The organism is Rothia sp. L_38 (assembly GCF_050689125.1).
Classification (GTDB): Bacteria; Actinomycetota; Actinomycetes; order Actinomycetales; family Micrococcaceae; genus Rothia.
Window position 1 is genome coordinate 38,239 of the sequence record NZ_JBOEQD010000002.1, and the last position, 23,147, is coordinate 61,385.

The window sequence follows — 23,147 nt, forward strand, 5'->3', positions numbered from 1 at the left end:
CGGCACCCGGCTTTTAAGGGCCGCACCGGCCCCGTAATACTGGCAGCTCAAGCGCTGGGGCACCTAGTATGGTGAGCAACACAAAGGAGTAGACCCATGCGCCCTGCCCGCATTTTCACACCTGCCGCCCTGGCCGCTGGCATGCTCACCCTTACCGGCTGCGGCCTCTTCGGCAGTGACGCCGAACCGGTCAGCACCGCCACCCCCAGCGCGACAGATGAAACTTCGGTAGCCCGCGTCCTGCGCGTGATCGACGCCGACACCCTCAGCATAGAGCGCGACGGCACCACCATCACCGTGGACCTACTTGGCCTCGTCACCCCGCAGGCTAAACACGAAAACGAAGACATGCGCTGCCTGGCCCCCGAAGCCGCTGACTACCTGGCCAAGCTCGTTCCCATCGGCTCACCCGTCACCCTCACCTACGACGAGGCCCTCGGGATGGGCGAAACCAGCCAGCCCGACCCGTCCGTAAGCCCCACCATCACCGTCAAAGCCGCAGTCACCCTCCCCGACGGGCGCATGCTCAATACCGAAATGGCCCGGGCAGGGTTCGGCGTGGCTATTCCCGAAGGTGGCTCTACCCTTTACGACACCATCAGTGCAGCCCAAGACCAGGCCGACCAGCAGCAGGCAGGTATCTACAGCCGAACCATTGACTGCACCCTCCCTGCCCGTCTCAATTCAACCCTCACCAGTATAAATAACGCTCAGGGAATGGATCTCAAGGAGCCCCTAGAAGCCGCCGACTCTCTCACCCGCCGCCTAGAAGAATACGAAACTGCTAGCGACCTACCCCTGCTCTCAACCGTCGCCCAAACCCAGTCCGTCAAAACCCTGCGCGACGCCCTCGTCCGCGCCCGCGACAGCAAACGCATCGTCTACAACCTGGCAGAAGAAGCCGAACGAGAAAGACTAGAACGCGAAAAAGCAGAAAAGGACGCTAAGGGCGAACCCCCGGCCGAAGCTAGCCAGCCGCCAGCTCCCGAACCCACCTCAGCCAACCCGGACAACACCCACCCGGGCGATACACCCCACCCCGAAGACCCGGAAAGCTCCACTTCAGCCCCCTAAATTCACCCACCAAACCAAACACAAGGACGCCGCCCCTCACCCTCCTGCCTACAGGCACAGAGGGTGAGGGGCGGCGTCCGCTACGTTCAAGCGTTGTCTAGGAACCCGGGCGTACCGGAGTAGCCTCGGCCTCAGCCTTCTTCTGCTGATTCACGCTAGTACCGTTTTCAGGGTAGAAATCATCGCCCAGGAGCGAGCGAAGTTCATTCAGCTGTGTGTTTACAGCATCTAGGGTCACAATTGACCCCACCCACTGAGCAGGGGCTTTAGTCTGGTCTTCTAAATCCCTGTAGAGGGCAGAGGCATTTTGGTAGATGGTCTGGCGTTCAGCTTCACGTTGCCTCTGTTCTACCGGTGCTTCGGCTGACGTGTCTACTTCCCAGCTTTTAGCATCTTCTACAGCTGTTTTTTGTGCTTGAATTTGTGCGGGAATCGTGCACTCAATGTCTTTGGAGTATAGGCCGATACCTTCGTTGGCGGCGTCCTGCTGGGCCTGAGAGATCTCGCCGTAGAATTCATCTGTGGCGGCAGTAAAAGTAGTCGCTACCATGCCGGCACGCGCCATATCACGGTTGATAAAAGCATCACCCGCATACACCGCAGCCTCAACATAGCCGGTTGCACCGCGCTGGGACTCATCAAAATTCAGAGTCACCTGGCTACCCTCGGGCAGCTTCTCCGAAAGAAGAGCCTTGGACTCATCGATGAGACAAGTGCTTGATAAAGCAACGCCATTGCTCGAAGGAGCCGCGGTGTTGATTAACCGAACTTCTTTCTCAACTCCATCGATATTGGCGGTAAATGTGTTAGCGGACTCCACGGAAACTACAGTGGCGGTCATGCCATCGGTGTATGTAATGGTGGGGTTCGCTTCAGGGGTTGCTTCTGTGGATGAGCCGCATGCAGATAAAGCGAGCACAGTGACTGCTACTAAGGGCGCTAGGCGCTTCATAAATTTTATTTCCCCTGTTCGGCATGATAGGCGGCCTCGCGGTACATGCCCAGAGGGCCCTGGTCCGCAAAGGCGCGCGAGTGGTTGTAGCGGTAAAGGCGCGGCGGGCGGTGGCGGGTGCCCTCAACACGCTTACCTGTATCAATAATAGACTTGGACGCCGCAATCTGGCGGCGGAAGTTTGCCGGGTCAAGTGCCCGACCCAAAATCGCCTCGTAGACCTCACGCAGCTGGGCGAGCGTGAACTCCTCACCCAAGAAGGAGTGGGCGATACGGGAGTACTCCACCTTATTCTGCAGGCGGTAGAGGGCGTACTCAACGATTTCGTTGTGGTCAAAGGCCAGGATAGGGAGCTCGTCGATGGGGAACCAGCGGATATTCTCGTGCACGCGGGTACGGTTCACCTCGGTTTGGGGGATCGACGCCCAGTAAATCACCGACACCACCCGCTCATGCTTATCTTCCTCAGCAGGAACAGGCAGAGAGCCACCCTCACGCATAATCTTGTAATCCGGGGTGCGGTGCACATCGCCAAAAGCATAGAGCTGCTCAAGATACCCCGGCACCAGGCCGGTCGCCCGCTGAAGGGTATAACCAGCTGCCTCTTCAAGCGACATATCGGGCTGGAGAGGGCCACCCGGCAGAGCCCACTGGCCCTTATAGGGCTCACGCAAGCGACGCACCAGCGGCAGCCACAGCGAATGGTGAGACTCGCCCTCCTTGCGGCGCAGAGCCAAAATCACGGTAGAAACAGCAAGCGAAACCGACGTATGGTCAGCATCAAGATGCTCATCGTGGTGGGCCTGGGCGGCATTCGGCAAAGTCATATGGCTCCCCGGTCGTAGGCAGTAAAAATCAGGACGCCCCACGGCGACCTCTACACCCATTCTAGTCAATCGGTCAAGAGATAACCCCAGCCCAACACCCCGGGTGCAAGCCCGGGGACAAAAACAAGGACGCCAGCAGGCAGCTACCTGCCCACCGGCGTCCGGGTGCGGAGCAAGCTACGAAATTTTCCAGCCTCGCAAGCTCGGCTGATTCGGCTAATGCCTGCGGCTCCGCAGGCTCCGCCGATTCGCCAGAATTGCTATTTCGCTTCGCGGAAATTCTGGCTCATCCCTTCGGTCGAGCTGAAAATTTCTTCGCAAGCTACGAAATTTTCAGCTCTCCCATCTCATCCCAGTCGTTGCCGTCGATCGTGCGAGAAATAATCTTGGGAGTTTCGGTCAGCCAAGGCTTCATGGCCTCCAGCCCCTTAGCAAAGTGGTCTGACTCCACGTGAGCTGCCGCGGCGTCGTCCTCAAAAGCCTCAACCAGAACAACCTCGTTAGGGTCCTCAACGCTCAGTGACCACTCGAACCACTTATTGCCCGGCTCAGCGCGGGTAGCCTCGGTGAACTCGCGGGTAGCAGCCAAAAAGCCCTCGCGGTCGCCGTCCTTAACCTGGTATTTCACAACAATGAAAATCACGGGTGTTCCTTCACTCGATTGATAACAGTTCACTTACTATCTTTCCGAGGTAAAGAAGCAAAAGCAAGGCAGAGACCAACTTCCTGTAACGAAGATGCCCTTCGAAAAGTGCACATGCCTGTCACTTTTTAACGGGAAGTTGCACTTTTCAGGGGGAAGCGGCCGTGAAGTACCCGACTGACCGCCCAGCAGAGCAGGAACCCGGCAATCATGGTCAGCACGATGACGCCGCCGGTGGGCAGGTTAAAGGCCCAGGACAGGTAGAGGCCCACGGTGGACGTCACCGCCCCGAAGGCCGGTGCAAAGACCATCATGCGCCCCAGGGTAGAGCAGAGTAGACGGGCGCTCGCTGCCGGAACCACCAGCAGGGCCAGCACCAGCACATTGCCCAGGGTTTGAAGGGAGATCACAACAGACACGGTAACCACCACGTAGAGCAAAATATCCAGGGCTAGCACCGGCAGACCCGCAGCTTTGGCGCTCTCCTTATCGAGTGATACCGCCACAATCTCTTTATGGAAGAGCCCCAACACAAGCGCCAGCACAGCAGCAATGGCCGCTGCCTGGGCGACGTCCGCCCCCGAAATACCCACGATGGAACCGAACAAAAAGTCCTGCACCGACCCCGAGTACCCTGGGGCCAGGGAAATGATGGTGATACCCAGGGCGAAAGACCCGGCAAAGAAAATACCGATGACCGAGTCCTCTTTGAGCTTCTGGTTCTGGCTAAAAATCGCCACCAGAATAGCGGTGATGACGCCTGCCACCAGGCCACCCACTACCAGCGACCCGCCCACCACAAAGGCTACCGCTAGGCCTGGGAAGACCGAGTGGGCAACAGCATCGCCGATGAAGACCATGCCACGCATGACCACATGGCAGCCCACGAGCCCGGTAATCAGGGAGGCAAGGACGACCGCCGCCAGCGCTCGCGCCAGGAAAGCCAGGTTGGGGTTGAAAAGGTCTTGGATAAATTCGTAGGGAGTAATCATAGGGCTCTCTCACACCCTTCGTGCTGGCCGTGCAGGAAGGCGTAGAGTTCTTCGATGCTGTGCTGCTGGGCGGGGGCGTCCACGGCGAGGTGGCCGCGCACCCCGACGATGCGGGTGCACCAGGTGCGGGCGGCGATCATGTCGTGGGTGGACATCAGAATGGTCATCCCCTCGGCGGTTAGTGCCCGGTAGAGGCGGTTGAGGGAGTCCTGGGTGGGGGCGTCCACGCCGGTGAAGGGTTCGTCGAGAAGCAGGAGCTTGGGTGCGGACGCCAGGGCGCGGGCTAGCAGGACCCGCTGCTTTTGCCCGCCGGAGAGTTCGCCCACGGGGCGGTCTTTGAGGTCGGTCAGCTCTGCCTTGTCGAGGGCGGAGTAGACCGCCTGCCAGTCGGCGCGGCGGGGTCGGCGGAACCAGCCGATGGTGCGGGTGCGCCCGCTCATGACGGCGTTTTCAACGGTGATAGGGAAGTCCCACTGGAAGAGGTGCTTTTGAGGTACGTAGCCAATGTGGGCGCGGGCTTTGAGGGGCGGCTCGCCGAGAATATTGATACGCCCTTTACTGGTAGGTACAAGCCCGAGCAGGGAGCGCAACAGGGTGGTTTTGCCTGCGCCGTTTGCCCCGATCAGCCCGACGAATTCGCCGGGGTGCAGGGTTAGGTTGAGGCCGGTGAGGACGGGCCGCCCCGGGTAGCCTGCGTGCAGGTCGGTGATGGTGACGGTGGGGGCGGACGCCGCTGCGCCGGTTTCTCGCACGGGGGCAGGAGAGGCGGTGGTCATGCGCGGCCCCCGGTGGACTGCTCGAAGGCTTCAGCCTTAGCGGCTGCGGAGCGACGGGCTAGGAGAACACCACCGACGGTGAGGGCCAGAAGTAGCGCGCCACCACCGGCCATGAGGCCAATCGGTAGGGTTGAGTCGCTGTTCTCTGCTTCACTGCTGGTGCTTGAATCGCCAGCTGCCGCAGCGGTGGAGGTTGCCTCGGTCGCCTGGGCGCTCGCGTCCTGGTCTTCCCCCTGGCTCTCGCCCCCTGCGCTGCCCTCGTTAACTGCACCGAGGGCGTCCGCCTCGGCAAAGACCTGCTCGTTACTCACGGTCGAGCCGACGGCGAAGAGCAGGCGGGCGGTGTCGCTGACGACGGTGCCGTCGGCCAGTTCAGCGTGGGCGCGCACGGTCAGGTAGTAGGCGCCGGGGGCGGTGAAGACCCAGTTGGCGTGGGTGTGTACGTTGGGCTCAACGAAGATGTCCTGGGGGTCGGTGCTGTCGGAGGTCCACAGCACTTCCGGCGCCCCAAAGGTGCCGTTTTCCAGGTACATGGAGAAGCCGCCGGGGCCCTCTACCCCTTCAAGGGTGAAGGTGACACCGCGGCCCAGCCGCTCCACCACCTGGGGGTTCTGGGTGTTCCAGCCGGGCCAGACCACACCGGCCAGCTCGGTCTGAGGGATCACATAGACCTGTTCACCGGCGGCTGCCTGCACAAAGGAGTAGCGAGGGTCATCGGGCACGGGCATCATAGCGGTGTCGTTACCGCGCAGCACCACATCGGCGGGGTCGCGCCAGACCGGCTCGGCAGTCGAATCGTCGCGGAACATAAGCTCCCAGGAACCCTCAACGAAGGCCGGGCCCATATCCACGTGCCCGGCGGCAATCTCATGCTGGCCGGTTACTACCGGCTCGTCAGGGGAGAGGGTCTGTTCCAGGGCGCGCTCCTCGGCGCTCTTGTTCTCTTCGGCCGCGTAGGCTGCGGGGGCCAGCGCGGACGCCGGCGCCAGCAGGGCTGCCAGGGCCAGGGCGGTAGTGAATCGGGGAGAGATTTTCATGGAAATCCTTGGGTTAGGTGGAACAGTCGGTAATCGTCTGCGCGTTAGCCAGCATCATCTGGGAGTAGGTGGGGGCGGCTGAGTCGAGGGAGTCGGAGTAGAGCTCGCAGACCCGCACCCCGGCCTCCTGGCCTACCTGCTGGAGCACCGGCGTCCTGTTCATCGACCCGCGCTCGGTGTAGAGGGCGGGCACGGCCAGGTCGTCGATGGTGCGGCGCAGGCGCTCGCGCTGCTGGATGCTGGGTTCTACGCCCGCGCCGGGGGAGACGTAGCTGGCGACGGTGAGCCCGTAGGCTGAGGCCAGGTAGCGGTAACCGTCGTGGGTGGTGACCAGGTTCTTAGCAGCGTCGGGGAGATGGCCGTAGATGCGGTGGAGTTCCCGGTCGGTGTCTGCCAGTTCGGTGAGCAGGGCTTCGGTGTTGGCCCGGTAGGTGGCGGCCCCGGCGGGGTCGGCGGCGGTGAGGGTGTCGCGTATGAGCTGGGCTGCGGCCATGGCGTTGGGTACCGAGTGCCAGATGTGGGGGTCGATTTCGCCGTGGACGTGCTTGCCCAGCACCGCCTGGGCCAGCAGGTAGACCTGGTCACCGGGTTTACCGAGGAAGCGGTACTGGGGCCCGGCGGGGAGTTCCTGCAGGGTGCGGGAGGGTACCGCAATGACGGTGGTGGCGGGGTCGTGTTCGGTGACCTGCCCGTCGGAGTCGGTGCGAATCACCAGGCGGCCGGTGTCGAGCTGGGCGGTGAGGTCGGCATGCCCGGCATCGAGGACGGTGACGGGCTGGCCGGTGGCCTCCTGTAGGGCGCGTGCCTGGGCGTCGGGGGAGACGCCGACGGCAAAGTGCACGGTGGTTGGGCGGACGTCGGTGAGGCCGTCCAGGGCCGCGCCGTCAGCGTCGCGGCCCTGGGCTTCAAGCTCCAGGGAGTATATACCCGGTTGAGTATATGCCCATGAAAGATGGGTATGGGCCTGAAGGGGGAGGGCGGTTTCCCCCAGGTTTCCCGCCTGTGTGCCGCCGTCCGCACCGGAGTCCGCTACCTTCTCAACTGACCCGAAGGTGCCGGTAATAAAGGCGGCGAGCTGGCCCGGCCCGCTGGCAGCAGTGGCCCTGAATGTGACCGAGGCGTCGCGGGCCAGGTCGGCATCGCGCGGGGCGCCAGAGGTGCGCAGGCCCAGCCAGATGGAGTCGAGGGAGGCGTCCTCAACAATCGGAATCAGGCTGCCCCCGTAGCTCTCAATTTCTTCGGCAACCGCCACCGAGAGCGCCCCCTCGGGCAGGTTGGCGTCGACCGTGCGCACCAGCTTCTGCTGCTCCAACAGCAGGCCGTTGGTGAAGGCTACATCGGCGTAGGCTACGTCGCGAATATCGCGCAGGGAGGGCTCGTAGGTGTGGGGGTCAGCCCCGGCGGGAACCAGCGAGGTCACCTGGGCCCTGTCCCCGGCAACAGCCGAGGCCAGGTCGGCCAAAATGGGGGTAGAAGCTACCACCTGCAAGCCCTCTTGGTCCCGGGCCCCTGCGCCGCTACAGCCGGTGAGAGCCAGCAGAGCGGTGAGCAGGAGCGGGAGGCAGCTGCCGAGGCGGTTAAGCTGCACGGCGGGCAGAACGGTGGCGGGTAAAGAGCAGGACGCCCGCCCCGGCCAGCAGGGCCAGGGTACCGGCTGCAACGAGGGCGCCAGTAGAAGAGGTGCCGGTGTAGGCCAGCTCGCCCCGGGCGGAGGCCTGCTGGGCCTTGGCGAGCTCATCCTCGCTCAGGGTGCAGTCACGCCCGTCGGCGGTCTTGCCCACGATGCGTACCTGGGAACCATCAGGGCGGGTGACCAGGCCAGTGGCGCTATCAACCGAGCCTTGCCCATCGCCTGCGGGGGCCTGGGTGCTAGAGCTGCTACCGGCGTCCTGCTTCTGGGTCTGCTGTTGGGCCTGGGCCATATCGCCCACCTCAAAATTCAAAGTGCCGCTAGCTGTTGCCTGCCCGCCGCTCTTGAGCGGCACCGTCCAGGTGAGGGTTGCGGAGTAAGCACCGGGGGCCGTGAAGACCCAGTTGGCGTGCTGGTGAGTATTGAGCGGTACCGAGAAGGAGTCGCCCACCCCGTTAAAGACGGTGGTTCCGGCGGATCCAAAGTTGCCAGAGAGGAAGACCGACAGCTTGCCTGGCCCCTGTAGGTCGGTCAGGGTGAGGGTTGCTGGACCGGAAGCCTGGGCAACGAGCTCGGGGTTCTGGGTGTTCCAGCCGACCCAGGGAACGGTGGCCTGCTGGGTTGCCCCAATCAGGTAGACCTCGGCACCTGCCGGGGCGATATGGCCCATGCCGCCGGGCATGGTGGTCTTGGCGCCGTCACCCAGCACAAAGGTCAGGGCGCCGGGCTGCTTCCAGGTGGCGGGGGAGGTGCGGTCGTCCTTGACCTGGGCCGAGAGATTGCCGCCGCTCAGCACCGCCCCGAAGTCGAAGTGGCCGCTGGTGGCTTTGCTGGTGCTTGTATTGACGGCCTTTTGGATGGTGAAGGCGGGCTTGTCCAGGGTGCGCGCGGACGCCCGGTTAGCCGTACCTGCCTCACCCTGCTGAGCCTGCTCGGCAGGTTTGACCAGTTCCTCGGTGACCAGGCACTGCTGGGGCGCGGCGCCCCCGCTACCGCCTGCCGCTGAGTGCTGCTGGGCGGGGTGCTGCTGAGCTGGATTCTGGGCGGTCGGTGCTCGGTGAACCTGGTTGCTGCTTCCCGCCGCCGGGGCTGCATGCTGCTGGCTGGTCTGGGTGCTGGCGCTTTCCTGGCTACCGCCGGGGGCCGGTGCCGGGTTGAAGGGAGCGTAGCTTGGTGCTGCCGGTGCGGACGCCGGTGCTTCGGTTGTCTCTACCGGTGCGGGTGCGCTGGGTTTGGGGCTAGTAGATGAAGGTGTCTCGGGTGCCGTGCTGGGGGAGGGGGTGGCGGTCGGCTGGGTTGCCTCGGTTGGGCCGCCCAGTTCGGCGGGGAGCTGCCCCACCACAAAGGTGTAGGTCTGCTCGGTGCTGACGGGGGTGCCGTCCGCCCGGGTGGCGCTGGCGCGGAAGGTGAGCTCGTAGGTGCCGGTGGCGGTGAAGGCCCAGTTGGCGTGCACGTGGGAACCAACCGGCTGCTGCAGGGCGGGCAGCTTCTCGCGGGAGCTAAAGACCCGCTCGGTGCCAAAGGGGGAGGACTGGAAGACCTCGACCGCACCACCCTCGGGGGCCTTGGTTTTTACGAGTTCTAGAGTCAGTTTGTCGCCGGCTAGCTCACCGGGGCGGATCCCCTCGGTGTTCCAGCCGGGCCAGAGCACTCCGGCTACCTGGGTCTGGGGTGCCAGCCAGATGGTTGACCCCTCGGCACCCAAAAAATCGAACCCTGCGGGTACGCTGACCCTGGTGTCAGCGCGGTCTTGCAGGTTGAAGATTGTTTGGGTGGGGTCAAGGCGGGTGCGGGGGGCGCCTGGTAAGTCGGCATAGGTGAAGAGGTCTAGCTGTCCGTCGGCTAGAGTCATGGCCAGGGCGTCGGTGTGCTCGACGGTGAGGACGGTGCGCGCCGCGGCTTCTTCGCTTGCGGTGGAGGTTGCCTGGCTGGCGGTAGGGGTAGGACGCTCCTGCTCGGCTACTGCGGGTGAGGCTGCTAGGGGGCCTGCAAGCAGGGCCACGGAAAGGGCTGCGACCGAGAGGGCGCGGGGGAACTGGTGCATGGTGTGCTTTCTAGCTGTGTGTTGTTTGGCTTTTCTCGACACATAGAATATCGTTAATGATAATCATTCTCAACTTATGGGTGAGCTTCTCGCCACCCACCCCGCACACACTAGAAAGACCGCAATGCAGACCCAAGCACCCGCGTCCTCCCCCTCACTGCGCCCAGTTGCCCGCCGGCGTCCTTACCGTGCCCTAACCCTCTCAGCCCTGGCCATCGCCACCCTAGTGGGCTCGTCCCTACCCGCCGCCGCAGGCCCCGACGACGGCAAAATCGTAGGCACCCAGGCCCATATCGACGCCCCGCAAACCGTCTGGGAAAACAACGGCTTTAGCCTCTACGGCAAGATGCCCCACGGCGACAAAAATGACGCCCTCGTGCCCTTTGACCAGTCGGTTCTCTGGCTAGGCAAGGGTTACTCCGCCCGCGCTGAAGCCAAAAACCAGTACATCTTCACCGTGCCCGATTCGCCCAATGCTAGCTTCCTGGGCAGGCCCGGCGACAAGCTCTACATGGCCCCCTCCCTGCCCTACGGCAACCACAACCCGGCCTGGATTGGCTTCGGGGCAGACACCAACATCCCCGTTGAAAACTTCCGCGACGGCACCTTTACCCTCGACCTGCTGAACGTCAACGGCCCCGGCGTCATGGAAATGTTCACCTACCGCTCCAACTACTTCCCCAACGACGTGCGCCGCATGCTCAGCTCCACCGACCCCGACTTCCAGTCGGCCGTGCTCACCCCCGGCGCCCACACCCACAACTTCACCACCTTCTCCCGCCCCGGCCGCTACGAGGTCACCTACCGCACCGTCGCCCGCGGTCTTGACGGCCAAACCATCGAATCTAAGCCCACCACCGCCGTCTGGCAGGTGGGCGGCAACCGCCCCGTGGACGGCGCTGGTGTTGCAACTGAGGCACCCCTGATTGATACCTACAACAAGGCTCTGACCACCTCTCTTGCCGCAGAAAACTACAGCCTCACCCTGGCTCCCAAAGCAAACCCTGAAAAGGACGGCGACGACTCCCTCACCGACATCACCTTCGATGCCGGGCGCACCGACGTCTCGGGTACACTGACCCTCTACAACCAGAGCTACTTCCTCACCGACGTGCGCGTTGAGGGCGGAAAGGCCACCTGGTCAGAGATGCTGGGTTCCCTAGATTCCCAGATTCAGGGCGTCTTTATTCCGGACGGCGCCGCGGCGGCTTCCGGTGCCAAAGCCGCCAAGTGGGTCACCCCCGCCCTGACCTACGCACCCGGGGGGAGCGCGTCCGTACGCTCAGATGCGGGTGAAGGACGCTGGCCCGCCCCCACCGCTGACCCCGGCAACACCGTGCTCCCCACCGGTCACCACGCCCTGACCAGCGGCGACTACACCGTCACCATCAAACCCTCAGACCATGAGGGCTACAACCTGGTGCAGATTAAATTTGCCGACCCCACCGTGCGCGGCTACGTTTCAGGCGGTATGTTCCGCCGGGCCGAGGACGCCTCGGGCGCCGCCAACTGCTACGCCCACATCGACAACGGAGTCGCCAGCTGCTACCTGAGCGCAGCCAGCTGGCTCAAGGGCTACCATGCCATCTTCAACATCACCCCCCACCCCGACATGGACGCCCACACCGACCGGCACACCGTCACCAGCGACTATGTGCCCGGCCAGGAATATAGCTCCAAGGGTTCGCTTGCGCTGACTGAGCCGGTGCTTGCTCCCAGCCAGCCTGCCCCGAGTCCCGAGCCCAGCTCACCCGCACCGTCACCGAGCAACCCGGCTCCGAGCCCGTCCGCCCCGGTGCAGCCGGAACCGACCGTTAGCCCCACGGCCCCCGCCCAGCCCCTGCCCGATGCCCGCCAGTGCAAGGCTCCTGAGCTTGAAGGTCGCTACCTGCTCACCGACGGGCACGTCGATATCAAGGCCTCCCTGGCAGGCGGGGCGCTGAAGCTGGCGCTGAAGGATGAGACTGGGGCTGTCACCCGTGAAGCTGCTGAGCGATCTCTCAATGACGTGGTGCTGGGTCTGGGCGATAACACCCGCTTTGCCCGCCAGGAGCAGATGATGGCCCCCGAGCTGGACTTCCTGGGCGATGCCGGTAGCGAGTTCTACGGCCTGCCGCAGACCCAGCAGGCCGGTATTCTCTGGCCGGGCTGGAACACCCAGGACGTTGACTACGCCCAGCTTGCCGGGCCGGTCACCCTGCACCTGGTGCCGGTTGAGGTTCCGGACGGCGCTGCCTACGGTGTCTACGAGCAGGACTTCGCTGGGGCCGTCACCCTGCACGCCGGGGGTGCCACCAAGGACACCACCATCGACATTGATTTCGCTACCCACGCCCACGCCAACTGGGTCTTTACCGCCCCCGGGGTCTACGGCTTCGACGTCTACTACAGCGCCCCGCTGCCCAATGGAACCACGGCCCGCAGTGAGACCCAGCGCGCGGTCTTTGCTGTAGGTGGCGCGGCGATTGACGACTGCCTGGCTGTAGCTGAGAACGCCCCCAGCCCTGAGCCCAGCCAGCAGCCGACTGCCCAGCCCGCGGCGCAGCCCTCAGGGGAGTCTTCCGCACAGCCCAGTGATCAGCCTTCCGTACAGCCCGGTAATCAGCCGACCGTCGGGGTAGGTGGGCCTGGCTCCGCCTCGCCGGGGGCAGGGGAGTCGGCGGACGGCGTCCGCGCAGCTGGCAATGACGGCACAAGTGGCGGCGCCGGGGCAGCCACCGGCCAGTCTGGCACCGGTCAGAGCCAGCAGGCCTCGGGTAATGGTGGAAGCCTGGCCTCAACCGGCGCGTCGGTGCTGGGTGTAGCTGCCGCAGGTGCCCTGGCACTGGGGGTGGGCGTCCTGACGCTGCGCCGCCGTCAGCGCTAACCCCCTGCTGAACCCGCCCCCTTAAAAGTGCAACTGCCCTTCACTAAGTGACGGGCAGTTGCACTTTTACGATGGCGCGTGCGCGAGCTCTCCTCTTGCGATTGTTCAACAATTGTGTAATCTATGTCTATGACCTAGCACGCATTATGACGCCCCCCGTCGCGTGCCCGCACCCCCAAGGAGAGACATGGCAGACGCAAACGCCCTGATCACCCCCAAAGACCAGGCCGCCAAGGGGCGCCGTACAGCTCTGCTCGGCTCCCTCTTCCTCATGGCCACCAGCGCCATCGGCCCCGGCTTCATCACCCAGACCGGCCAGTTCACCTACCAGATGGGCGCAGCCTTCGCCTTCGCGATTCTGGTATCGATCATCATCGACATCGCCGTACAGCTCAACGTCTGGCGCGTCATTGGCGTCTCCGGCATGAAAGCCCAGGAACTTGCCAACTCCGTCCTTCCCGGCCTCGGCATCTTCCTCGCTATCCTGGTCGCCCTCGGTGGCTTCGTCTTCAACGTCGGTAACGTCGCAGGCGGCGGCCTGGGTCTCAACTCCATGCTCGGCATGGACGCCACCACCGGCGGCATCATCACTGCTGCCCTCGCCATCGGCGTCTTCCTTTCCAAGCGAGCCGGCGTTGCCCTGGACCGTATCGTCGTGGTGCTCGGCGCGGTCATGATTCTGGCAACCCTCTACGTCGCGATTGTCTCCAACCCGCCCGTCGGTGAGGCCCTCAAGAACACCGTTATTCCCAGTGAAGTGAACTTCACCGTCATCACAACCCTGGTTGGCGGCACCGTGGGCGGTTACATCACCTACGCCGGTGCCCACCGCATGCTGGACGCCGGTATCCACGGCCCCGAGTACGTCAAGGACATCTCCCGCTCATCCGTCACCGGCATCGTCATCACCGGTATCATGCGCTTCCTGCTCTTCCTCGCCATTCTGGGTGTGGTCGCTACCGGCGTAGCCCTCGATACCGATAAGTCCATCGCCGGTCAGGCCTTCGGCATCGCTGCCGGTGAGATCGGAACCCGCCTCTTCGGTCTGATTCTCTGGGGCGCAGCAATCTCATCCGTAATCGGTGCAGCCTTCACCTCGGTGTCCTTCCTAACCACCGCTAAGACTTCCGTAACCGTCAAGAACGCCCTGACCATCGGCTTCATCGTCGTCTCAACCGTCGTCTTCATCGTTGCGGGCAAGGCCCCCGCCACCCTGCTGATTGTGGCAGGTGCCGTCAACGGCCTCATCCTGCCGGTAGGTTTTGCGGTGCTTCTCTTCGTGGCGACCTTCCGCGCCAAAACTCTGCTGGGTGGCTACCGCTACCCCGTCTGGCTTATCGTAATCGGCTGGATTTCCTGGCTGCTGACCATCTACCTGGGCTACAAGTCCCTCAGCGGTATCGCCGCCCTCTGGGCAGGCTAAGTTTCGGCCCCGGTAAATAAGGACGCTCCCGCCCCGCCTTCCCGTACGAAAGGCGGGGCGGGAGCATCCTTGCGTCTACTACAACTCCTGTGTGAAGTAGTTGCGGGTCTCTGCCAGGTAGTTCCGCAGGTAGGTTCGGGCTGCCTCCCGCTGGCCGGTTTCCATCAAATTCAAGAGGTGGGCATTGCGCTCAACGTAGGGGGCGTGGAAGCCCGGAACCGTGACCTGAGAAAAGAAGAGCAGGCGCATTTCAGCCAGAATGCGCGACATAGCCTGAGTCAGACGGGCGGAGCCCGCGTGGTCGACCAGGGCCCGGTGGAAGTCCTGGTTAGCGCCAGCCATGCCCGTCACTGACCCGCGCTCTCGTGCCTCTTCAGCCCGAGCCAGGGCACGGTGAGCCTGGGGGATAGACCCTGCCGGTGCTATATCAAGGGCAGCAGCCTGGATTGCCCAGCGTTCAATAAATAGATCGGCAACCTGTTCCGGGCCGGGGTTAGCCACAAAAACACCCCGGTTGGGAATGCGCTCAACCAGATTCTGGGCTTCAAGTAGGGTAAAAGCAGCCCGCAATGTATTGCGGGAGACCCCTAGGGCGGTAGCCAGCTGCTCTTCGGTGAGCTTGGATCCGGGGGTTAGGGTACCGGCATCCATGGCGGTGCGGAGGCTATCAGCAGCCCAGTCGGTGGCCTGGGCGTGGCTCGGCCGGGTACGGGCGATATCAGCTAACGACGGGGTGATGTCGATGTTAGTAGTCTCGGGGTTCACCGTTTCAAGTGTAGTTGGGAGACTCCCGAAACTAGGCGTGAACCCATACAAATTGTTATTTTGCTCCCTAGGGTTTGTCACGGCGACAGCTGCATGCTGTAGAAGTTAGGTGTTAGAACCTGATACCGCTGTAACGAAACTCTTCCCTATTAGAATGTTTCTATATCACGGTCTCTTCACCCATCCCTTATTCGTCTTTATAACTGTGCTCTGGACAGTGAATTCCTTTATTTTGATGAGACCTACACCTCTCCTGGCGACCCGCTTCATGAGAATAGTTTTTATGCGCTGACAGCGGTGCAATTTAGAGCCTCAGAATTGGACCTAATCCGCACTGACCTAATGGATATTGTGGATGGAGATTACTTCCATAGCACTGAGGCGTTGCGAACGTATGAGGGGCAGAGAGTTTTTGAAGAGATGCTGAAGTATTTCTCTGATAACCGAGAACCTTCTTTTATTACCTGCAATGTTAATCTTGGCCCGGACGATGATCTTGAGCAGGCACGCCGTCGTTGCATGAAAAACCTAGTAGAAAAATACACTCCTGAAGTGCCTTCATTGCGAGGACTTATTTTTGAAGCCCGACATGAGCGAAAAGATAATAACCGTGGTAGAAGCTTCTTGAAATACCTTCGAAAGGAAGGGCTTCTAAGCGATGAAGTCGGAGCAGCATGGGTGTCTCCACAGGATGAGAGACTGTTGTGGGCTCCCGATGCTATGTGCATGGCTTATCGGCGTACTCGAACCCACAGCGATATGACAGCTCACTACTTTGAGAAGTATCTTAGCGACATAGCTCGAGTGTATGAATTTTAAAAAGATGACCCCCACCTGCCGTAGCCACAGTGGGGGTCGAGTTGCTGTGATGCTCTAGGCACCAGGGCTAACTCTACTGCCTCTAGTATCTCGAAAAGTAGTACTAAATTCAAGGTTTGGGGTAGCAATAAGCTGATCCCCCTTGTCATTAGTTTTAATCAAAATTTTTACTCAAAGACCACCAGCACCTGGCCCGCAGTCAGGCGCTCGCCTGCTTGGGCGGGGAGCTCAGCCACGGTCCCGGCGGCTTCAGCCAGCACGGGCACCTCGGTCTTCATGGCCTCCAGCAGGGCCACCTGATCCCCTGCGGCAACCTCATCGCCCACAGCCACGGTGTACTTGAGCAGGGCCCCACCCATAGGGGCTAGTACCTGCCCGGCACCTGCCTGCTCCTGCTCGCTCGCGGGGGTGGCGGCGTCCGCGCCCGAACCCAAAGAAGCAAACACCGAATCGGGCAGGCCCACCCGGTGCGGGGTGCCGTCAATTTCCAGGGTAAAGCGGGTGATGCCGGTGCCCGGGAAGACGCTGGCACCCACCGGCAGCAGGGGCTGACGGTAGCCCTGGGCAGGTTCGGACGCCAGGAAAGAATCCTCAATCCAGGTCGTGTAGACCCCAAAGTCGCCGTGCTCGGCGGTAAAGGCCGGGGCCTCAAGCACCTGCCGGTCAAAGGGCAGCACGGTCGCTACCCCGGCGATATCCATCTGGGCCAGGGCGAAGCGGGCCCGGCGCAGGGCCACCTCGCGGGTGGGGCCGGTGACAATCAGCTTAGCCAGCATGGAATCAAACTCGCCGCTGACCACAGAGCCCGGGCGCACCCCGGCGTCCCAGCGGATCCCAGGGCCAGAGGGCACGGTGATGGACTCAAGGCGGCCGGCTGCGGGCAGGAAGCCCCGGGCGGGGTCCTCAGCATTGATGCGGAACTCAAAGGCATGGCCAACCGGCTCAGGAGTCTCGGTAAAGGGCAGGGGCTTGCCCGCCGCGATATCAAGCTGCAGGGCTACCAGGTCAACGCCGGTGACCTCCTCGGTGACGGGGTGCTCCACCTGAATGCGGGTGTTGACCTCAAGGAAGGAAATCGTGCCGTCGAGGGCCACCATAAACTCGGCGGTGCCTACACCCACATACCCGGCGGCCCGGAAAATCTCAGCGGACGCCCGCTCAATCTGGGCCCGCTGCTCATTTGTGAGGAAGGGGGCAGGAGCTTCCTCAATCAGCTTCTGATTACGGCGCTGGAGGGAGCAGTCGCGGGTACCCACCACCACCACGTTGCCGTGGGAATCAGCTGCCACCTGGGCCTCCACGTGGCGGGGCTTCTCTAGGAAGCGCTCAATGAAGCACTCCCCGTTGCCGAAGGCAGCCACAGCCTCGCGTGAAGCCGAGATGAAGGCGTCCTCAACCTCGCCCAGCTCCCGCACGATACGCATACCGCGCCCGCCGCCGCCGTGGGCGGCCTTAACAATAGAGGGTAGGCCGTGTTCCTGGGCAAAGGCGCGGGCCTCTTCCGGGGAGGCCACGGGGCCGTCCGACCCCGGCGCCAGCGGGGCACCCACCGACTGGGCTAGCTCGCGGGCCTTGACCTTATCGCCCAGGGCCTCGATGGTCTCGGGGGCGGGGCCAATCCAGGTCAGACCGGCTGCCATGACCGCCCGGGCAAAGTCAGCGTTCTCCGCCAAAAAACCGTAGCCGGGGTGAACGTCGGTAGCCCCCGAGGTCACCGCAATGGCCAGTACTTTCTCCATATCCAGGTAGGTTTCGGCCGGGCCGGTGCCCTCCAGGGCGTAGGCCTCATCGGCCAGGGCGGTGTGTAGGGCTTCGGCGTCCGAATCGGCGTAAACCGCCACCGAGGCGATACCCTGGGCGGCGCAGGCGCCAATAATACGGACGGCAATCTCGCCACGGTTAGCAACTAAAACTTTACGCATGGGGCTCACTTTTTGGTCTCGGAGGGGCGGGGGCGGTCAGGGGTGGAATCGGGGAAGGTCAGGAGGTCAAACCGCAGGCGGGTGCCGGGCGGGGCCTGAGCCAGTAAGCGCAGGTCAGCCGGGTGCACCGTGGCAATGACGGGGTAGCCGCCTGTGACCGGGTGGTCAGCCAGGAAGACCACCGGCTCCCCGCTCGGCGGCACCTGGATCGCCCCGGCCACCATGCCCTCGCTGGGCAGCTCCCGGGTTATAGCCCGGGTGAGGACGTCGGTGGGCTGGATGTTAGTGGGCGGGGTGCCTGCGCCCCCGTCGGCTGGGGTATCTGCCAGCAGGAGCCTGACCCCAATGCGGTCACTGGACTGGGAAACCTCCCAGGTCACCTCGGCAAAACGGCCCAGAGACTCGGGCGTAAACCAGTCGTCGCGGGGGCCGGGCAGGGCGCGGACCTCCAGTACTGTGCCCGGCTCAGGTAGCGGCAGGACGGGCACCGGGTGGGCGACGACAGCCGAGCTGGCCCGGGCCCGCACCAGGCGGTCGCCGGCCGCCAGTGGCTTCGGACCCAGCCCCGCCAGGGTATCGCGGGAGGCGCTGGTGGCCTCATGCGGGGCGGCAAATCCGCCGCGCAGGGCCAGGTAGGACCGCAAGCCCCGGGCCGGTGCCCCCAGGGTCAGGGTCTGCCCGGGCATCAGGGCAAAGGGGGTTGAGGGGCGAACGGCCAGGTTGAGTGGGGGCTCCTGGGCGGGGTCAGTGAGAGTAGCCGGGGTATCTGCCCCGGTCAGGGCCAGCTCAACATCGGTCAGGGCGGTTAGTTTCAGCCCGCCAGCCAGGTTCTCAAGTACGGTGTCCTCCGCCGAATTACCGACCAAACGGTTAGCTTCTGCCGCCGCCTCCCGGTCAGCCGGGCCCGACGGGGACACGCCCCAGTGAGTCAGACCAGCCCGACCAGAATCCTGGAAGAGGGTCAGCAGGCCGGGGCTTTTAACTTCCAGAACCTCGCCGGGAACTGCCGCGGGGGCGTCCGCCTGCCCGGAGCTAGCCGGGCGCGAACCTGCCCGGGGCTGCTGGGCCGGGGTGGGAGCGTCCGGAACCCCTGCTTGACCTGCAGAAATCAGCTCACGCACCGCCTTGAACTGCACCTGCATACCGGGCTCGAGCAGGGCGGGCGGGTTCTGGGTGAGGTCCCAGAGGGGCGCATTTGTGCGGCCAATGAGCTGCCAGCCGCCGGGGGAGGTGCGCGGGTAGATGCCCGAAAAATCACCGGCCAGACCCACCGCCCCGGCAGGAACCGAGGTGCGCGGAGTGGGGCGGCGGGGAACGTCCAGCACATTATCGTGCCGGTGTAGGTAGAAGAAGCCCGGGGCGAAGCCTGCGAAGGCAACTGACCAGTGGCCGGTCGTGTGGGCGTAGATTACTGCCTGCTCGCTCATGCCCAGGTGAGCGGCGACGTCGGTGAGGTCCTGGCCGTCGTAGATGACCGGGATGGTGACCGTGCGGCCGTGGGTGCGTACATCTCCGGATGCCTGCGGCAGGTCGGGTGCGGCAAGAAAGTCAGCGGCCTGCCGGGCGGTTTCAAAGCGGACGAGCACTGTTTGGGCCGCCGGGACCAGCTCGGTCTGCCCTGCGGCAGGGTGTTGCTGCAGGTGGCCGTGCAGGTGCAGGGCATTTTCGAGGGTTCGGCAGTCAACCATAACGGCTAGTAGGCCGAAGGGCTTGACCGTATAGATGGTGGCGTCGCGCTTGCTGGCTGTGCGCCCGCTGGGTGTATGTGCGGTGGTCATGGCGCCCCTCTCTGCCCGGTTGTGCTGAACGGCCTGTCGGTGGTTGGAGTAAACGGAGAGCTCTCAACCACCGCTCAGGATTGTTCAACAATTCTGGCAGATGTGGCGCCGCCCACGCAAGCTGCGCTTTCGTTGTGACTGTTCTCTCTGGCGAATGTGACTTGTTTTCCCGAGCGGGTGTTGTTTTAACGTCCTTTCGGGAAGACGAGTCGCATTCGGTGGTGAAGCCATTTTTTGGAATGCTCTGTGCCGGGGTAAGCGCCGCTCAACGGCTCTATCTCTGTGGAAAACCTTGACGCACTGACGTCATACTTCTCGCCCTGAGCAAACCTCCGCAGCTAGGCCTCAAAGTTATCCACAGATGGTAGAAAACGGCTAGTAGAGACGCACTATATAGGGCATTTTTAACCCATGGAACACTTGTTTGAGACTGTTAAAACTTCGGTTGAGCTTAGACACCTGGGTAAGAGCACTTCCGGTGTAAGCCGCGAATACACCAGGGGAGAGCTCTTCAAAATCGGTCACAACGCCTATATAAAGACAGCTTTATGGGACTCACTAAGCAATACCGATAGGTGTCTAGCCGGGCATGTGGCTTTCATGAAAACAAATCGGGGGTATGTGTTAAGCCATGTGTCTGCCGCTCTCTGGTGGGGTGCCCCTGTGCTGCGGTTACCGCACAAAATATGGGTGAGCCATCCGCACGATTCAGTCAAATCTCGGGGGCGGGTGCAGGTCAGTCGCAACCGGCAGAAGGAATGCGACAGTGCAGTGTTCCATCGGGGAGCCCGGGTGACATCGCCGCTACAGACGGCTATCGATTGCGCGCGGACGCTTCCGGTGATTGATGCCCTCTGCATTGCCGATTACTTTTTGCATTGCCGACTGGTTGATTATGAGGTTTTAGCCCAGCACTTGAGGGAGTTAAGCGGTCGTGGTGTTTGTACGGCGCGTGAGGTGGCTCGTTTGATGAGCACAAAAGCGGAGTCACCACTGGAGACCGTTGCTCGGTATTGGATTCTGATGTGGGGTCTTGCGCCGCCTGCGGAACAGGTGCCTTTATGGGTTGGTGGAAGAACTCTGCGACCTGACTTTTTGTGGGAGAAAGAGCGGGTCATTTTGGAAGTTGATGGCAAGGTCAAGTATGCGGGTACTTTTGGTGAGGCTGCAGAGGACGTGGTTCAGAACGAGCGCCGCCGTCAGCACGAATTAGAGAGCATGGGGTATACCGTGGTGCGCGCTTTATGGGAAGACATTGTGGTGCACCCTGAGCGTCTGCGCGCAAAGTTGGCGAGGGCTGGAATTTGTGAAGGCTCGCGTCGTCGAATGTGACTTAAATTCCCAAGCGGGCGTTAAAGCAACACCCGCTCGGGAAAACACGTCGCATTCGGCAGAACAATAGGGGTAGGACGCCGCCCCCCGCCTACCTAGGCAAAGGCGCGGACGTCCGCACCGGCGTCCTCAAGCGCCGCCCGCACCTGCCGGGCAAGAGCAACTGCACCGGGGGTGTCGCCGTGCACGCAGATGCTATCGGCCTGCAGAGGCACAACTGAGCCGTCCACGGCTACAACTTCGCGGTCCACCGCCATGCGCACCACGCGCTCGGCCACAGCCTGCGGGTCGTGGATGACCGCCCCGGCCTCACGGCGAGACACCAGGGTACCTTCGGGGGTGTAGCCACGGTCGGCAAAGGCCTCGTAGAAAACCGGAACACCCAGCGCCTGCGCCTCACGGGCAACAGCTGAGTTTGGCAGACAGAGAATCGGCAGGTCACCGAGTTCGTGCAGGGCCTGTGCCACTGCCGCAGCCTGCACATCGTGGTGAACAATAGCGTTGTAGAGTCCGCCGTGGGGCTTGCAGTAGCGCACTTCGGCGTCCTCAACCCGCGCTACCGCCTCAAGCGCGCCCACCTGGTAAATCACCGCGTCGGTGAGTTCGGTGGCGGTTATATCCATGAAACGGCGGCCAAAACCAGCCAGGTCGGGGTAAGAAACGTGGGCCCCGATCGTCACGCCGTTCTCCCGCGCCGCCCGCACGGTAGCACGCGCAACCGACGGGTCACCGGCATGAAAACCGCAGGCGATATTGGCTGAAGAGACGGTCTGCATCATCGCAGCATCATCTCCCATGGCCCAGGAGCCAAAAGACTCCCCAGAATCAGAATTCACATCAATAAATAGGGTGCTCATGGCACTAGCCTACCGCCGCAGCTGCCTGCCGGGTGCACCTGCTGGGGCGCGGACGTCCGCCCCGGCTTAGCCTGCGCATGTTCCCTGGGCGGGGCAAGAGGGCTAGAATTGCTGAGGTCTACAAAGGAGTGCGCATGACACACGCTACCGACCCCCGCCGGGTCACCCTCTACACCTGGATTATCTCGGTGGGCGGCTTTCTCTTCGGCTACGACACCGGAATTATTAACGGCGCCCTTCCCTTCCTGCAGCAGGACTTTAGGCTGTCCCCAGCGGCAGAGGGTGTTGCGACGTCCGCACTGACCCTGGGCGCTGCTTTCGGCGCACTCCTTGCCGGGCAGCTGATTGACCGGTTCGGACGCCGCCGCGTACTCTTCGTGCTGGCTCTAGTTTTTGCCGCCAGCTCCCTGGGCCTTACCGCTGCACCCAGCTTGGGTATCTTCATCGTCTTTCGCGTGCTGGTAGGTCTTGCGGTCGGTGCCGCCTCAGCGGTCGTGCCGATTTACCTGGCTGAGATTTCCCCCGCCAACCGCCGCGGTGCGATCGTTACCCGCAACCAGTTCATGATCGTCTTCGGCCAGCTCACCGCCTACGTGGTCAACGCGATGATTGGCAATGTTTTTGCTCATCAGGTGATGATTTGGCGGGTCATGTTCGCTATCTCGATCATTCCTGCGCTGGTGCTTTTTGTGGGGATGTTCCTGGTACCTGAGTCGCCGGGCTACAAGCGGGAGGCTGCCGCCGAGCGCGGTGCCCTGAAGCTGCTCTGGCGCGACCCGGCCCTTCGCGCTACCCTGCTGCTGGCTGCGGCTATTGGTATCGTGCAGCAGGCAACCGGCGTCAATGCCCTGATGTACTACGGCACCCAGGTGCTGCGCGAGGCGGGTTTTTCCACCGATGCGGCTCTGACCGCCAATATCTCCAACGGTGTGCTGTCGGTGCTGGGTGCCGCCGTGGGTCTCTGGTTTGTAGGACGCTTCCCCCGCCGCCTGGTGCTGACTATCGGCCTGACAGGCACCACCTTTTCCCTGGTCATGCTAGCCGCCACCTCGCAGCTGCTGGACGCGTCCGCTCGGCCTTGGGCCACCCTTTTCATCTCTATTATTTTCTTGGTCTTCCAGCAGGGTGCCGTATCGCCGGTGACCTGGGTGCTCATGAGTGAAGTCTTCCCAGCCCGCGTGCGCGGCGCCGGTATGGGCGTGGCTACCTTTGTCTCCTGGATCGCTAACTTTATGGTCTCCCTCTTCTTCCCGCAGATGGTGGCAGCCCTTGGCTTAGGCATGACGTTTGCGGTCTTCGCCGTCATCGGCATTGGCCTGATTGCCTTCACGCGCGCCGCGGTGCCCGAAACCGCCGGCCGCGATATGGACTAGCCGCCCGGCGTCCGTCCGCCCTACTACCCTAAGGAAC

Annotated in this window: 18 protein-coding genes; 6 read left to right on the forward strand and 12 right to left on the reverse strand. The window is 62.9% G+C overall.

Going from position 1 to position 23,147, the window contains the following annotated elements; translation table 11 throughout:
- Positions 1-96 precede the first annotated feature (96 nt).
- Positions 97-1,074 carry a thermonuclease family protein gene (locus ACRCJM_RS01510; RefSeq protein ID WP_431463530.1) on the forward strand — a complete coding sequence of 326 codons (978 nt, stop codon included), beginning with the start codon at positions 97-99 and terminating at the stop codon, positions 1,072-1,074.
- A gap of 97 nt (positions 1,075-1,171) precedes the next feature.
- Here the strand turns inward: ACRCJM_RS01510 and ACRCJM_RS01515 are convergent, their stop codons facing one another.
- The 8 genes from ACRCJM_RS01515 to ACRCJM_RS01550 all read right to left on the reverse strand — a co-directional run bounded on the left by ACRCJM_RS01515 (position 1,172) and on the right by ACRCJM_RS01550 (position 9,975).
- Positions 1,172-1,993 (reverse strand): thermonuclease family protein, encoded by an 822-nt coding sequence (locus ACRCJM_RS01515; protein ID WP_431463531.1) that lies wholly within the window; start codon positions 1,991-1,993, stop codon positions 1,172-1,174.
- 38 nt (positions 1,994-2,031) lie between these two features.
- Complete coding sequence (locus ACRCJM_RS01520; protein ID WP_237199674.1) at positions 2,032-2,853, reverse strand: NUDIX hydrolase; 822 nt, start codon at positions 2,851-2,853, stop codon at positions 2,032-2,034.
- A gap of 322 nt (positions 2,854-3,175) precedes the next feature.
- On the reverse strand, positions 3,176-3,496 hold the full coding sequence (locus ACRCJM_RS01525) for a putative quinol monooxygenase (protein WP_237206921.1): 321 nt from the start codon (positions 3,494-3,496) through the stop codon (positions 3,176-3,178).
- A 128-nt stretch (positions 3,497-3,624) separates the two neighbouring features.
- Positions 3,625-4,488, reverse strand: a complete 864-nt coding sequence (locus ACRCJM_RS01530; protein WP_431463532.1) for an anchored repeat-type ABC transporter permease subunit — start codon at positions 4,486-4,488, stop codon at positions 3,625-3,627.
- On the reverse strand, positions 4,485-5,264 hold the full coding sequence (locus ACRCJM_RS01535) for an anchored repeat-type ABC transporter ATP-binding subunit (RefSeq protein ID WP_431463533.1): 780 nt from the start codon (positions 5,262-5,264) through the stop codon (positions 4,485-4,487). The genes ACRCJM_RS01530 and ACRCJM_RS01535 overlap by 4 nt, the downstream gene beginning before the upstream one ends.
- The gene (locus ACRCJM_RS01540) at positions 5,261-6,301 is read right to left on the reverse strand and encodes a choice-of-anchor M domain-containing protein (RefSeq protein ID WP_431463534.1); all 1,041 of its coding nucleotides are present in this window, start codon (positions 6,299-6,301) and stop codon (positions 5,261-5,263) included. The genes ACRCJM_RS01535 and ACRCJM_RS01540 overlap by 4 nt, the downstream gene beginning before the upstream one ends.
- Positions 6,302-6,314: 13 nt before the next feature.
- Entirely contained in the window at positions 6,315-7,784 is a 1,470-nt protein-coding gene (locus ACRCJM_RS01545) for an anchored repeat ABC transporter, substrate-binding protein (RefSeq protein WP_431463535.1), read from the reverse strand.
- A 94-nt stretch (positions 7,785-7,878) separates the two neighbouring features.
- Positions 7,879-9,975: a TIGR03773 family transporter-associated surface protein gene (locus tag ACRCJM_RS01550; RefSeq protein WP_431463536.1), complete on the reverse strand. Its 2,097-nt coding sequence runs from the start codon at positions 9,973-9,975 to the stop codon at positions 7,879-7,881.
- Positions 9,976-10,099: 124 nt separating this feature from the next.
- Between ACRCJM_RS01550 and ACRCJM_RS01555 the strand changes: the two genes are divergently transcribed.
- Both ACRCJM_RS01555 and ACRCJM_RS01560 read left to right on the forward strand, forming a co-directional pair.
- Positions 10,100-12,841, forward strand: a complete 2,742-nt coding sequence (locus tag ACRCJM_RS01555) for a choice-of-anchor M domain-containing protein (protein WP_431463537.1) — start codon at positions 10,100-10,102, stop codon at positions 12,839-12,841.
- Between the two features lie 187 nt (positions 12,842-13,028).
- A complete protein-coding gene (locus ACRCJM_RS01560; RefSeq protein WP_431463538.1) occupies positions 13,029-14,264 on the forward strand; it encodes an NRAMP family divalent metal transporter in 1,236 nt (411 codons plus the stop codon).
- 78 nt (positions 14,265-14,342) lie between these two features.
- Here ACRCJM_RS01560 and ACRCJM_RS01565 read toward each other — a convergent pair whose 3' ends face one another.
- Positions 14,343-15,029 (reverse strand): GntR family transcriptional regulator, encoded by a 687-nt coding sequence (locus ACRCJM_RS01565; RefSeq protein ID WP_431463539.1) that lies wholly within the window; start codon positions 15,027-15,029, stop codon positions 14,343-14,345.
- Positions 15,030-15,371: 342 nt separating this feature from the next.
- On the opposite strand from ACRCJM_RS01565, the gene ACRCJM_RS01570 reads away from it, so the two are divergent.
- Complete coding sequence (locus ACRCJM_RS01570) at positions 15,372-15,848, forward strand: hypothetical protein (RefSeq protein WP_431463540.1); 477 nt, start codon at positions 15,372-15,374, stop codon at positions 15,846-15,848.
- A 167-nt stretch (positions 15,849-16,015) separates the two neighbouring features.
- Here the strand turns inward: ACRCJM_RS01570 and ACRCJM_RS01575 are convergent, their stop codons facing one another.
- Positions 16,016-17,770 (reverse strand): acetyl/propionyl/methylcrotonyl-CoA carboxylase subunit alpha, encoded by a 1,755-nt coding sequence (locus tag ACRCJM_RS01575; protein ID WP_431463541.1) that lies wholly within the window; start codon positions 17,768-17,770, stop codon positions 16,016-16,018.
- A 5-nt stretch (positions 17,771-17,775) separates the two neighbouring features.
- Positions 17,776-19,548, reverse strand: coding sequence for a carboxyltransferase domain-containing protein (locus ACRCJM_RS01580; protein WP_431463542.1), 1,773 nt, complete (start codon positions 19,546-19,548; stop codon positions 17,776-17,778).
- A 411-nt stretch (positions 19,549-19,959) separates the two neighbouring features.
- On the opposite strand from ACRCJM_RS01580, the gene ACRCJM_RS01585 reads away from it, so the two are divergent.
- The gene (locus ACRCJM_RS01585) at positions 19,960-20,880 is read left to right on the forward strand and encodes a DUF559 domain-containing protein (RefSeq protein WP_431463543.1); all 921 of its coding nucleotides are present in this window, start codon (positions 19,960-19,962) and stop codon (positions 20,878-20,880) included.
- A 95-nt stretch (positions 20,881-20,975) separates the two neighbouring features.
- Here ACRCJM_RS01585 and ACRCJM_RS01590 read toward each other — a convergent pair whose 3' ends face one another.
- On the reverse strand, positions 20,976-21,737 hold the full coding sequence (locus tag ACRCJM_RS01590) for a LamB/YcsF family protein (protein ID WP_431463544.1): 762 nt from the start codon (positions 21,735-21,737) through the stop codon (positions 20,976-20,978).
- A 134-nt stretch (positions 21,738-21,871) separates the two neighbouring features.
- On the opposite strand from ACRCJM_RS01590, the gene ACRCJM_RS01595 reads away from it, so the two are divergent.
- A complete protein-coding gene (locus ACRCJM_RS01595; protein WP_431463545.1) occupies positions 21,872-23,110 on the forward strand; it encodes an MFS transporter in 1,239 nt (412 codons plus the stop codon).
- Positions 23,111-23,147 lie beyond the last annotated feature (37 nt).